The 11709-nt window shown below is 67.6% G+C and carries 11 protein-coding genes and 2 rRNA genes; 10 read left to right on the forward strand and 3 right to left on the reverse strand.

All coding sequences use genetic code 11. The features are described 5' to 3' along the window. The first annotated feature begins 3 nt into the window (after positions 1-3). Positions 4-118: ribosomal RNA gene (gene rrf, locus C1926_RS06145) — 5S ribosomal RNA — on the forward strand. Between the two features lie 132 nt (positions 119-250). Continuing rightward, a 5S ribosomal RNA gene (gene rrf, locus C1926_RS06150) occupies positions 251-365 on the forward strand. A gap of 219 nt (positions 366-584) precedes the next feature. On the opposite strand, the gene C1926_RS06155 is transcribed toward rrf (C1926_RS06150), so the two are convergent. Together C1926_RS06155 and C1926_RS06160 are read right to left on the reverse strand one after the other, a co-directional pair. After that, entirely contained in the window at positions 585-2303 is a 1719-nt protein-coding gene (locus tag C1926_RS06155) for a M28 family metallopeptidase (protein ID WP_108758588.1), read from the reverse strand. 84 nt (positions 2304-2387) lie between these two features. After that, positions 2388-3050 (reverse strand): hypothetical protein, encoded by a 663-nt coding sequence (locus C1926_RS06160; RefSeq protein WP_108745774.1) that lies wholly within the window; start codon positions 3048-3050, stop codon positions 2388-2390. A gap of 95 nt (positions 3051-3145) precedes the next feature. On the opposite strand from C1926_RS06160, the gene C1926_RS06165 reads away from it, so the two are divergent. The 3 genes from C1926_RS06165 (at position 3146) to C1926_RS06175 (ending at position 6500) form a co-directional block, all read left to right on the forward strand. Then, positions 3146-4450, forward strand: coding sequence for a peptidoglycan DD-metalloendopeptidase family protein (locus tag C1926_RS06165; protein WP_108758589.1), 1305 nt, complete (start codon positions 3146-3148; stop codon positions 4448-4450). A 108-nt stretch (positions 4451-4558) separates the two neighbouring features. Continuing rightward, positions 4559-6040, forward strand: a complete 1482-nt coding sequence (locus C1926_RS06170) for a S41 family peptidase (protein WP_108758590.1) — start codon at positions 4559-4561, stop codon at positions 6038-6040. A gap of 40 nt (positions 6041-6080) precedes the next feature. Further along, positions 6081-6500 (forward strand): hypothetical protein, encoded by a 420-nt coding sequence (locus C1926_RS06175; protein WP_108758591.1) that lies wholly within the window; start codon positions 6081-6083, stop codon positions 6498-6500. Positions 6501-6535: 35 nt separating this feature from the next. Here C1926_RS06175 and C1926_RS06180 read toward each other — a convergent pair whose 3' ends face one another. Next, a complete protein-coding gene (locus tag C1926_RS06180; RefSeq protein WP_079225019.1) occupies positions 6536-7228 on the reverse strand; it encodes a rhomboid family intramembrane serine protease in 693 nt (230 codons plus the stop codon). Between the two features lie 228 nt (positions 7229-7456). Between C1926_RS06180 and C1926_RS06185 the strand changes: the two genes are divergently transcribed. The 5 genes from C1926_RS06185 (at position 7457) to C1926_RS06205 (ending at position 11702) form a co-directional block, all read left to right on the forward strand. After that, positions 7457-8884 carry an outer membrane protein transport protein gene (locus tag C1926_RS06185; protein ID WP_108758592.1) on the forward strand — a complete coding sequence of 476 codons (1428 nt, stop codon included), beginning with the start codon at positions 7457-7459 and terminating at the stop codon, positions 8882-8884. Between the two features lie 138 nt (positions 8885-9022). Next, positions 9023-9502, forward strand: coding sequence for a hypothetical protein (locus C1926_RS06190; RefSeq protein ID WP_108758593.1), 480 nt, complete (start codon positions 9023-9025; stop codon positions 9500-9502). Beyond that, complete coding sequence (locus C1926_RS06195; RefSeq protein ID WP_108758594.1) at positions 9499-9939, forward strand: hypothetical protein; 441 nt, start codon at positions 9499-9501, stop codon at positions 9937-9939. Before C1926_RS06190 ends, C1926_RS06195 begins: the two co-directional genes overlap by 4 nt. A gap of 109 nt (positions 9940-10048) precedes the next feature. Next, complete coding sequence (gene pnuC, locus C1926_RS06200) at positions 10049-10648, forward strand: nicotinamide riboside transporter PnuC (protein ID WP_108760636.1); 600 nt, start codon at positions 10049-10051, stop codon at positions 10646-10648. Then, the gene (locus C1926_RS06205; protein WP_108758595.1) at positions 10635-11702 is read left to right on the forward strand and encodes an AAA family ATPase; all 1068 of its coding nucleotides are present in this window, start codon (positions 10635-10637) and stop codon (positions 11700-11702) included. The genes pnuC and C1926_RS06205 overlap by 14 nt, the downstream gene beginning before the upstream one ends. Positions 11703-11709 lie beyond the last annotated feature (7 nt).

Below are 11709 nucleotides of genomic sequence, written 5' to 3' on the forward strand. Positions count from 1 at the left end.
CTCCCTGGTGAAATTAGCGCTGTGGAACCACCCGATCCCATCCCGAACTCGGAAGTGAAACGCAGCTGCGCCGATGGTAGTGTGGCTCAAGCCATGCGAGAGTAGGTCATCGCCAGGGTTTATACCCAAAAACCCCGCTGCTAACGCAGCGGGGTTTTTCTTATTAAGTGAAGGCATCGCTTTTCCGGGTACCTTCCGCCCCAAGGGCAAGATCGCGAGCTGGCGCTGCAAGCGCTGCTGCAACCGTCTCCCTGGTGAAATTAGCGCTGTGGAACCACCCGATCCCATCCCGAACTCGGAAGTGAAACGCAGCTGCGCCGATGGTAGTGTGGCTCAAGCCATGCGAGAGTAGGTCATCGCCAGGGTTTACACCCCAAACCCCGCTGCTGACGCAGCGGGGTTTTTCTTTGCGCGCAGATCAATGCGGTAGTGCCGGCCGCTGGCCGGCAACGCATGAAGTCAACAGGCGGCGAACCAGTAGATCCACGCCATGCGTGGATGGACTGCCCACCCGCACACAAAAAAGCGGCGCCCTTACGGGCGCCGCTTTGACCTCAACACTGTTCAGTCGAGCAAGCTCGACTCTACTTTGCTGCGGCCGGAGCCTTGTTCTTCATCATCTCGTCGCGGGCGGCCTTGAAGGGATTGCCTTCATACCAGTTCGGCCAGCGATCACCGCCGGCCAGTTCCTTGCCCACGCCGTACATCAGCTCCAGGTCTTCCACGGTGCCATCCAGCTTCCACGTGCTGGCATCGAACTCATCCTTCGGCCCGTGGTAACGGTTGTTGCCGTAATCGGCAGCCGCCTTGCGGCCCGCTTCGACGCCGCCGTCGCGCAGGTCCTCGCCACCGTCGGCATACAGCGCCGGCACGCCGGCCTTGGCGAAGTTGAAGTGGTCCGAACGGAAGTAGAAGCCACTCTGCACCGAGGTCTCACCGTGCAGGGTGCGGTCCTGTGCGGCGGCCAGCGGCTTGAGGATGTCCTCCAGCTCCGAGCTGCCGAAGCCGGTCACCGTCACGTCCTTGGCACGCCCTGCCACCGACATCGCATCGATGTTGATCACACCGGCGATCTTGTCCAGCGGGAAGGTCGGGTGGGCCACGTAGTACTTGGAACCCAGCAGGCCGGACTCTTCCAGGGTCACAGCCAGGAACACCACCGAACGCTCCGGCTTGGGATCCTGGTGGGCCATGGCTTCAGCCACTTCGAGGATGCCCGCCACACCGGTGGCGTTGTCCACGGCACCGTTGTAGATGTTGTCGCCTTCTTCGCCTTCATGCTTGCCCAGATGGTCCCAGTGGGCCATGTACAGCACGGCTTCGTCGGCACGCTTGCTGCCCGGCAGCACGCCCACCACGTTGCGCGACTGCTTCTGCGCGATCTGGCTCTTCAGGTCGACGGCGGCCGTGGCCTTCAGCGGCACCGGCTTGAAGCCGCGCTTGCTGGCGTCCTTGTAGGCCTGCGCCAGGTCCAGGCCGGCACCCGCGAACAGCGCCTTGGCTGCCTCCGCGCTCAGCCAGCCCTGCACCGGGATGCGGGTTTCCGGATCATCCTTGGCAGGCAGGTCGTACTGCGGGCCGGCCCAGGAGTTCTTCACCACGTCCCAGCCATAGGACGCACCGGCAGTGTCGTGCACGATCAGCGCGGCGGCAGCACCCTTGCGTGCGGCCTCCTCGAACTTGTAGGTCCAGCGCCCGTAGTAGGTCATGCGCTTGCCGTCGAACAGCTTCTCGTCGTCGACGTGGAAGCCCGGGTCATTGACGAACATGACGACCGTCTTGCCCTTCCAGTCCTGGCCGGCGTAATCGTTCCACTTCTGTTCCGGCGCATCGACGCCGTAGCCGACGAACACCAGGTCGCTGGCATCGACCTTCACCTCAGCCTGGCCAGTACGGGTGCCCACCACCATGTCGGTACCGAACTTCAGCTCGGTGGTCTTGCCGCCCTGGGTGATCTTCAGCACGGTCGATTCGTCGGCCGTGGTCTCGGTCATCGGCACGTCCTGGAACCAGCTGTCACCGTTGCCCGGCTGCAGGCCGATGCGCTGCATCTGGTCGCGGATGTAGTTGACCGTCAGCTCTTCGCCCTTGCTGCCCGGGGCGCGGCCTTCGAACTCGTCCGAGGCCAGCGTCTTGACCATCTCGCTGAAGTCGGCGGCGTTGATGCCGGGCGAGAAGGTGTGGGCCGCCGGGGTGGCCGCAGCGTCGGGGCTGGCGGCCGCTGCCGGGGTGGAAGTGTCTTCGCCTTTGCAGGCGCTGAGCGCGGCCGCGGCGGCCAGGCACAGGAGGAGTTTGCGGGGCATCGTCGTTTCCTGGATACACGAGGGATGGCCACGCCGGGCGCGGCCTGTGAAGGGGAACATTCCCCGTACTGCAGCGCCGGGGACTCAGTCCGCCGGCGCGGTATCGGTGTCGAACGGGATCGGCTCGGCACCGGTGATCGGCCCGACGCGCGCGGTGCGGTGCACGTACAGCACCACCTCGCGTTCGAACAGCAGGGCGCCTTCGACCACGGCGTTCGGGCCGATGATCACGCGCGGCTTGCGGCTGGCGGTGAGCGAAACGCTGAAGTTCGGCTTGCGCACGCGCAGGCCACCACCGACCTGCGAGCCGATGCCCACGGTGATGTCGCCGTTGACCGTCTCCACGTCCTGGCGCACGCGGCTGTTGACCAGGCCGATGCCACCGTTGACTGTTTCCACGCCGCCCTCGATCTGGCTGCCGTGGTCGCTGAAGATGCTGCCGTTGACCGTGCTGACATCGCCGCGGGCGATGACCTCACGGCCCAGGCGCACGCTGCCGTTGACCGTCTCGATGCTGCCGGTGTGTGCGCGGTCGGCCACGGTGACGCCGCCGTTGACGGTGTCGATGCTGCCGGTCTCGACGCCATCACCGACGCGGATGCCACCGTTGACGGTGTCCAGCTTGCCGTAGCGCTGGCCCGGATCGGCGCTGATGCTGCCGTTGACCTTGCTGATGTTGTCCTGCGCGCCAAGCGGGCCGGCGACCAGCAGCGCGCCCAACAGCAGCGGAATGGAGAGCGTTTTCATGGGGGACCTCGTTGTTGTGCGGCTGGCAGGCCGCGTGCGTTGATGTCACCATTCCCGGGCACCCCCTGCAACTGCCTGAAGTCACTGGAAAGCCCTTGCGCGACAACGTCTTCCCCTCACGCCGACATCACGCCGCCGCTGCCCGCGCCGGGCGTTGCCTGTTGCTGGGGCTGGCCTTGGCGCTGGCGGTTCCCCTGCCGGGCAGCGCGCAGACCGCCTCCACCCGCGAGGCCGAGCGCAAGCTGCAGAAGCTGCGCACCGAACTGAAGGGCGTTGCGCAGGAGCGCCGGCAGATCGAAGGCCAGCGCGGGCAGGCCTCGCGGCAGTTGCGCGATGCGGATGAAAAGGTCGCTCGCAGCGGCCGGGTGCTGGCACAGACCGAAACCGCGCTGCGCGAGCAGAACCAGGCCCTGGCCGAGGCCGAGCAGCGCCGCGCGACCCTGCAGGCCAACCTGGCCCAGCAGAACCGCGAACTGGCCGGGCTGCTGCGTGCGGCCTACCAGCTGGGCAACCATGCCCCGCTGAAGCTGCTGCTGTCGCAGGACACGGTGGCCGATGCCAACCGCGCACTGGCCTATCACCGCTACCTGCAGCGCGAGCGCGCCCAGCGCATCGCCACCCTCACCGGCGACCTGAAGGAACTGGAGACGCTGCAGGCCCAGATTGCCGAGCGCAAGCAGTCCCTGCAGGGCGCGCAGCGCGACCAGAAGCAGCAGGCGGCCACGCTGGCCGCCGATCGCCGCGATCGCGCGCAGACCGTGGCCTCGCTGGAAGAACGCTTCAAGGACCGGCGCGAGAAGGAACAGGCGCTCGGCCAGGATGCCAAGGCACTGGAAACGCTGCTGGCCAACCTGCGCGCAGCGGCGGCCCGTGCCGAGGCCGAACGCCGCGCCGCCGCGCGCAAGGCAGCCGCCGAGAAGGCCGCTGCCGAGAAGGCGGCACGCCAGGCCAAGGCCGAAGGCCGCCCGCCGCCGCCGACCAAGGTACCGCCGGCCGTGGCCTCTGCGCCTGCGCCGAAGGTGGGTGGCCTGGGCTGGCCGCTGTCCGGCAACCTGCTGGCCCGCTATGGCGCCAAGCTGCCCGACGGGCGCACCAGCAGCGGCGTGCTGATCGGCGCGCCGGCCGGCAGCACCGTCACCGCCGTGGCCGATGGCACCGTCGTGTTCTCCGACTGGATGACCGGCTACGGCATGATCCTGATCGTCGACCACGGCAACGGCTACATGAGCCTGTACGCACACAACGACACCTTGCTGAAGGATGCCGGCGCGCGGGTCAGCCGTGGTGATGCGGTGGCCAAGGTCGGCAATTCCGGTGGCCAGGGCGTCACCGCGCTGTACTTCGAGCTGCGTCGTGGCGGGCAGCCAGTCAACCCGGACAGCTGGCTGCAGCGGCGCTGAATCAAAGGCACTGCGGGCAGGGCCGGATTCAACGGGAATTTAGCTACGCTTCGCGCATAATCGGGGAATGTGCCTTGGGCACGATGCCACCGTCGACAGGAGTGATCCATGCGCGCAGCCCGTACCGCCACCCTCTTGCTGGCCCTGATGCCAGCGCTGTCCTGGGCGCAGCAGACTGCGCCGGCCGCCACCGATACCTCCGGCCAGGCAGCGAGCAACGAGGAGGCGGTGACCTCGAAGGTGCCGCTGGAAGACATCCGTCGCTTCGTCTCGGTGTACAACGCGGTCCGCGCCGCCTATGTCGATCCGGTCGATGACAACAAGCTGATGCAGTCGGCGGTGCGCGGCCTGCTGCTGGACCTCGATCCGCACAGCACCTACTTCAACAAGGAAGACGCCGAGGCCTTCGACGAACAGGCCAACGGCGCCTACGAAGGCATCGGCGTGGAGCTGCAGCAGCAGCCGGACAACGCCAGCATGAAGGTCATCTCGCCGATCGACGACACGCCGGCGGCCAAGGCCGGCATCCTCGCCGGCGACCTGATCATCGCCATCGACGGCAAGCCGATCAGCGCCATCGATGCCAGCGAACCGCTGCGTGGCCCCGCTGGCAGCAAGGTGGTGCTGACCATCGTGCGCGACGGCAAGCCCAAGCCGTTCGACGTCAGCCTGACCCGGCAGACCATCCGCGTGACCAGCGTGAAGAGCCGCATGCTCGAACCGGGCTACGGCTACATCCGCCTGAGCACGTTCCAGGCCGATACCGGTTCTGATTTCCAGAAGCACGTGCAGCAGCTGCAGAAGCAGGCCGGGGGCCAGCTCAAGGGCCTGGTGCTGGACCTGCGCAGCAATCCCGGTGGCCTGCTGACCGCTGCGGTGCAGGTGGCCGATGACCTGCTCGACAAGGGCAACATCGTCAGCACCCGCGGCCGCATCAGCATCAGCGATGCACGCTTCGATGCGACCCCGGGCGACCTGCTGAAGGGCGCACCGGTGGTGGTGCTGACCGACGCCGGTTCGGCCAGCGCATCCGAAGTGCTGGCCGGTGCGCTGCGCGACAACAAGCGCGCGCGCGTGGTCGGCAGCCGCACCTTCGGCAAGGGCTCGGTGCAGACCGTGCTGCCGCTGGACAACGGCGATTCGGTCAAGCTGACCACCGCGCGCTATTACACGCCCAGCGGCAAGTCGATCCAGGCCACCGGCATCGTGCCCGACGTGGAGCTGAAGCCGGCGCCGACGCCGGAGGAAGATGCACTGCCGGCCAGCCTGAGCGATTACAGCGAGGCGACCCTGCCGGGCCATCTGCGTGGCGATGATGAAGGCACCGAGGGCTACCGCGCCGGCGCGGTGCTGCCGGGCGACGGCCCGATCAACGATGCCCTGGCCGAACTGAAGAGCCCGGGTTCGGTGGCTGCGCGGCTGAAGGCGGAGGCGGCCAAGGCCGATGCGGAGAAGGCGGCGAAGGCAGCGGCGGCAAAGCCGGCGCCGAAGCCTGAGGCGACGCCCGATGCGAAGGCAGAGCCGAAGCCCGAACCGAAGCCCGAACCGAAGCCTGCGGCCAAGCCGGCCGAAACCCCGGCCAAGCCCTGAGGTAGCGCCGGGCCACGCCCGGCGACACGGAGCTCGCCTCATGGATGACGCTGACGTTGCGACCCTGATCGCTGGACGGCTGGGCCGGGAGCCATGGGCGCCCGGTGCAGCCGGGCCTTGGCTGGACGCGCTCGCGCATCGGCACTGTATCGCTCCCGACCGGGTTCTCTGGTGGGACGGCGCACCGGCCACGCAGGTGCACGCCTGCTACGACGATGGCATGCAGGGGCTTGCCCGGCTCGAGGAGCTGCTGGCCCCTGCGCAGGGAGAGATCCAGCTGATCGTTTCCGAAGAGTGCGCACCGCCCTGGCCGGTGTGGTCACTGCAGGCGAGCGAGCTTCTGCCTCTGCTGGGCGAGCTGCCGTTCTTCGAATACGCCGTGGTGCTGGAAGGTGGCGCAACGCTGGTGTTCGATACCCACCACAACACGTTGCTGGTCAGCCGCGCCCGCAACCGCTGAGGGGGAGCCGGCCAGCGGCCGGCACTACCCGGTGCTCAGAAGCCGTGGCGCTTGCGCAGCTTGCGGGCGATGGCCGCGCGCACGTACACGCCGTACAGCAGGCCGAACACGAAGCCGCCGATGTGCGCCCACCAGGCCACCATGCCGAAGCTCGGGCCGATGTGGGCGAACACCACCTGCAGTGCGGCCCAGACGCCGATCAGCAGGTAGGCCGGGGCACGCACGAATTCCAGGAACAGGCCCAGCGGGATGACCACGCCCAGCCGGGCGGCCGGGAACAGGGCCAGGTAGGCGCCGATCATGGCCGACACCGCGCCGCTGGCGCCGATGATGATCTGGTCCGGGCTGCCCATGGTGTAGATCGCCACCAGGTTGGACACCGCGCCCCCCACCAGGAACAGCAGCATCAGGCGCCAGGGCCCCAGCACCCGTTCGGCGGGCAGGCCGAAGATGAGCAGGAACACCAGGTTGCCCAGCAGGTGTGACCAGTCCGCGTGCAGGAACAGGGCGGTGAACAACCGCAGCACGCTGCCGTCCTGCAGGGTCGCCCACCAGTCCAGCGGGTGGGTCAGGCCGGTGGACAGGGCGCCCCAGTCCAGCCAGAGGCTGTTGCGGGCGTCCCCCGGGCGCGAGATCGACCACAGGAACGCCAGCCACAGTGCCGCAAACAGCACGGGTGTAGCCCAGCGCAGCGTGGCCTTCTTGCGGGACGGGAGAGACACGAACATGGGCGCTAGCCTAGCGTGCCGGGACTATGCGCGGGCGTGGCGCCTGTTCAGTTTTCGCACCGGAAATACGGCCGCTGCTGTTATTGTTTCATTAACGGCTCTGGGTAATACTCGCATACGGCGTCGTATGTCGGGAGGGGAATCCGGCGCGTTCTGGCGGACCTTTGCGGGTCCGGTAGGCGCAGGCGCACTCAGAGCACCATCACCGCTTACCGGAGAGAGAACACGATGCAAACTGCTTCCACCATTGCCCGACTGACCCTGCTGGCCGTCGGCGTCGCCGGTGCGCTGGCCGCCGCCGATGCCAATGCTGCTGCCTTCCAGCTGAAGGAAAACAGCGCCAAGGGCCTGGGCCGTGCGTTCGCCGGCTCCACCTCCGCCGAAGGCGATGCCTCGGTGGTCGCCACCAACCCGGCCTCGATGCGCCTGCTCGACGGCACCCAGTTCCAGGGTGACGTCAGCGCCATCAGCTTCGGCGCCAAGTTCCGCGGCGAAGGCCAGTACGGCAACGGCGCCCCGATTTCCGGCGGCAACGGCGGCGACGCCGGCATGATCGCCCCGGTCCCGGCCGCGTACTTCCACGTGCCGTTCGGCGAGAAGGACAACATGCATTTCGGTGCATCGCTGACCGTGCCGTTCGGCTTCAAGACCGAATACGACACCGACTGGGTCGGCCGCTACAACGGCGTGAAGACCGACCTGAAGGCGATCGACCTGGGCGTCGCGTTCTCCTATGACATCAACCCGTACCTGTCGTTCGGTGTCGGCGTGTTCGCCGAGCGCCTGAACGTCGACCTGACCAGCGCCGTCGACGCCGGTACCGCCATCAACGCCAGCGCCCAGCAGCGTGCTTCGGCCGCCGTGCTGGCTGCCGGTGGCACCCCGGCCCAGGCCGCTGCCGCTGCCCGCCAGGCTGCCGCCCAGGCCGCCCAGCTCGGCTTCTCGCCGGGTTCGGCCGATGGCAACCTGCGCATCAAGGGTGACGAAGTGTCCGTGGGTTACACCCTGGGCATGACCGTCAGCCCGGTGGAAGGCACCAACATCGCCTTCAGCTACCGCTCGGAAGTCGAGCACAAGATCACCGACGGCAAGGCTGACTTCACCATGACCCCGGCTGCCGCCGCGTTCCTGGCACAGGCTGCCCCGGGCACCTTCATCGACAGCAACGGTCGCGCCACCATCACCCTGCCGGCCAGCGCCACGGTCAGCGTCAGCCACCGCGTGAACGACCAGTGGAAGATCATGGCCGACGTTTCGCGCACCGCGTGGAGCAAGTTCGACAAGGTCACCGTCGACTATGACTCCAACCAGCCGGACAGCGTGCTGCCGTTCAACTACCGCGACACCACCTTCGCGTCGATCGGTACCGAGTACCGCCTGAACGACCAGCTGACCCTGCGTGGCGGCGTGGCACTGGACCAGACCCCGACAACCGACGCCCACCGTGACGTGCGCGTGCCGGACACCACCCGCAAGTGGCTGTCGCTGGGCCTGACCTACGCCGCTTCGGAGAAGATGGAGTACAGCGTGGGCTACACCCACCTGTTCACCAAGGACCCGAACATCACCTCGACCTCGGCCACCGGCAACACCGTGACCGGCAAGTACAAGGTGTCCGGCGACGTGCTGGCCGCTTCGATGCAGTACAAGTTCTGATCCAGGCTAAGGCCTGAAGCAGCACGAGGGAGCCCCGCGCAAGCGGGGCTTTCTTTTTGTGGGCAGTCGCATCTGGCTGCTGCGTCCGCGGGGCGGCCTTGATACCTTGCCGCCTCACGTGAATGAGGAGAGTGGACGATGGTTGATCGTCGTTACCGGAAGAAGATGCTCCGCTACTGGGCCCGGGAGGAAGCCAAGGCCGATGCGATCCTCGACCGGGTATTGGAATCGGAGTGGTTCGACTACTGGCATACCCACCTCGACTGGAGAGGCCGGGGCAATCGCCACCCGACCGATCGGGCAGACGTCGCTGGCGCCTTGCTGCGGCTGCTGCAGCGGGCTGCATCCACGGGCAGGAAGGATGTCCAGTGCTGGGTGTCGCTGGCAACGGACACGGGCAACAGCGCACTGTTCCTGCATTCGTGCAATCCGCAGGGAACCCCTTGGCCGCACCCATTCGAGGGCACGCGCTGGGATGCCGATATGCCGGACTGGCTTGCGCCGCTGCTGCCGGAAGGCATGCAGGCCGGGAGTTGGGGAGAGGGCGAGCGCCAGGTGTGGATGGTGCGAAAGCGCGCGTCAGGAGACGCAAAGAGTACGCAGGAGAGGCAGGCATGACGCTCACGCGCAAGGGCGAACACTGGTATGGCAGCGGGGACGACGACATCCGGGCGGTCATCCAGAGCTTCAGTGAACGCAACGGTTACCCCGCGACCGACTACCGGGCTGCGGTCTGTGTCTGCGGATCGACGCTGTTCCGGTTGTTCGATGACGAGGAGGCGGGCGTCGCGCGCCGGGACTGCGTGGCGTGCGGGGAATCGCACCTGATGTTCGACAGCGCGGAGTATGCCGATGAGGCGGACCCTGAAGCCCATGAATGCCTGTGTGGCAGCGAGGCCCTTTCCATCCACTGTGGCGTGGCGCTGTACCCCGACTCGCGCGATGTGCGCTGGCTGTACATCGGCTGCCGGTGCCCGCAGTGCCAGTTGGTGGGGGTTTATGCCGAGTGGAAATGCGGGGGTGGGCCGGTGGAGGCCTTCATGGCACGCGTGTAAGGCCCATCCACGCACGGCGTGGATCTACATGCAGCATTTACGCAGGGCGTGCACGGAACGGATACGTGTGCCATCCACGCTCGCCGCGCGGATCAACGACAATGGCGCCATGAACCTGACCGATCCGAACTTCCAGCTGGAGCTGGCTGCCAACATCGCCGTCGCCGGCTCGATCCTGCTGGCCGGGCGCAACAACGTGCACACCTGGTGGATGGGCATCGTCGGCTGCGCCCTGTTCGCGGCGGTGTTCGAGCGTTCGCACCTGTATGCGGACATGGTGCTGCAGTTCTTCTTCATCGCCATCAGCGTGCTGGGCTGGTGGCAGTGGCTGCGCGGCGACCACGGCGCGCCCCTGCCGATCACCCCGGTGCGCCCGCGGGCGTGGGCCTGGCTGCTGCCGGGGGCGGTGGTGGCCACCGTTGCCTACGGCTGGATGCTGACCCGCCTCACCCATGCCTACGCGCCCTACATCGATTCGGCGGTGCTGGTGCTGAGCGTGATCGCGCAGATCCTGATGATGCGGCGCAAGCTGGAATCGTGGTGGGTGTGGCTGCTGGTCAACACCATCGCCGTGCCGCTGTACTACAGCCGCGGCCTGCACCTGACCTCGATCCTCTACATCGGCTTCTGGATCAACGCGCTGGTGGCGCTGCGCCATTGGCGCAACCTGATGCGTGCCGAGGCCAGGGCGGCCGATGCCGCTGCCTGAGCGCGTTGAGCGGGGGCTGGTGGTGGGCAAGTTCTGCCCGCTGCACCGCGGCCACGAACGCCTGATCGACTTTGCGGCCTCCCGCTGCCGGGCCTTGCTGGTGATCAGCTGGTCGCAGCCCGGCTTTGCCGGCTACAGCGCCGCGCGCCGCGAACGCTGGCTGCGTGCGCGCTTCCCGCAGGCGACGGTTGCGGTGCTGGACGATGCACGCCTGGCGGCGCTGTGCGAACAGCACGGCCTGCCACCGCGCGTGCTGCCACGGGACGATGACAGCGAGCAGGCGCAGCGCGACTTCACTGCCTGGCTGTGCCTGCACCTGTCCGGCGGGCCGGTGCAGGCGGTGTTCACCGGCGAGGACTACGGCGATGGCTTCGCGGCTGCGCTGGCCGGGCATTTCAACGCACCCGTGCAGCACCAGCGGCTGGAGCGCACCTGCGATGTCGGCCAGGCCAGCGGCACCCAGCTGCGCGCCGATCCGCATGCACACCGGCAGAGTCTTTCAGCGGAGGTGTACGCGGCCTACGTGCAGCGCGTGGCATTCATCGGCGGCGAGTCCACCGGCAAGACCACGCTGGCGCGCGTGCTGGCCGGACGCATGGGTACGCAGTGGGTGCCCGAGTACGGTCGCACGCTGTGGGAAGCGCAGGGCGGTGAGCTGCGGGCGCAGGATCTGCTGCGCATTGCCGAGGAGCAGCCCCGGCGTGAGGAGACGGCCGCGCTGGCGGCGCAGCGCTGGCTGTTCTGCGATACCACGCCGCTGGTGACCCTGGGCTACAGCGGCTGGATGTTCGGCACGGCCCCGCAGGCGCTGCTGCAGGCGGCGTTGCGGCCCTACGACCTGCTGTTCCTGTGTGCGCCGGACATTGCGTTCGACCAGGATGGCACGCGGGTGGGCGAGTCGTTCCGTGCGCAGCAGCATGCGTGGTACGTGCGCGAACTGCAGGCGCGGGGTGTCGCGTACATGCTGCTGGAAGGCGATCTGGAAACGCGCATCGCGCGAGTACAGGACGCGTTGGCCGAGCGCGCGGACCACCGGTTCAGCGTGGTGGCGTGATGGCACA

The organism is Stenotrophomonas sp. ZAC14A_NAIMI4_1 (assembly GCF_003086915.1).
GTDB lineage: Bacteria > Pseudomonadota > Gammaproteobacteria > Xanthomonadales > Xanthomonadaceae > Stenotrophomonas.

What these genes read in the sequence shown, in the direction of transcription:
- C1926_RS06170 (WP_108758590.1), top strand. Translation starts at nt 4,559, where the DNA reads ATGCGCGCAGCCCGTACCGCCACCCTCTTGCTGGCCCTGATGCCAGCG.
- C1926_RS06175 (WP_108758591.1), top strand. Translation starts at nt 6,081, where the DNA reads ATGGATGACGCTGACGTTGCGACCCTGATCGCTGGACGGCTGGGCCGG.
- pnuC (WP_108760636.1), top strand. Translation starts at nt 10,049, where the DNA reads ATGAACCTGACCGATCCGAACTTCCAGCTGGAGCTGGCTGCCAACATC.
- C1926_RS06160 (WP_108745774.1), bottom strand. Translation starts at nt 3,050, where the DNA reads ATGAAAACGCTCTCCATTCCGCTGCTGTTGGGCGCGCTGCTGGTCGCC.
- C1926_RS06195 (WP_108758594.1), top strand. Translation starts at nt 9,499, where the DNA reads ATGACGCTCACGCGCAAGGGCGAACACTGGTATGGCAGCGGGGACGAC.
- C1926_RS06180 (WP_079225019.1), bottom strand. Translation starts at nt 7,228, where the DNA reads ATGTTCGTGTCTCTCCCGTCCCGCAAGAAGGCCACGCTGCGCTGGGCT.
- C1926_RS06205 (WP_108758595.1), top strand. Translation starts at nt 10,635, where the DNA reads ATGCCGCTGCCTGAGCGCGTTGAGCGGGGGCTGGTGGTGGGCAAGTTC.
- C1926_RS06185 (WP_108758592.1), top strand. Translation starts at nt 7,457, where the DNA reads ATGCAAACTGCTTCCACCATTGCCCGACTGACCCTGCTGGCCGTCGGC.
- C1926_RS06190 (WP_108758593.1), top strand. Translation starts at nt 9,023, where the DNA reads ATGGTTGATCGTCGTTACCGGAAGAAGATGCTCCGCTACTGGGCCCGG.
- C1926_RS06155 (WP_108758588.1), bottom strand. Translation starts at nt 2,303, where the DNA reads ATGCCCCGCAAACTCCTCCTGTGCCTGGCCGCCGCGGCCGCGCTCAGC.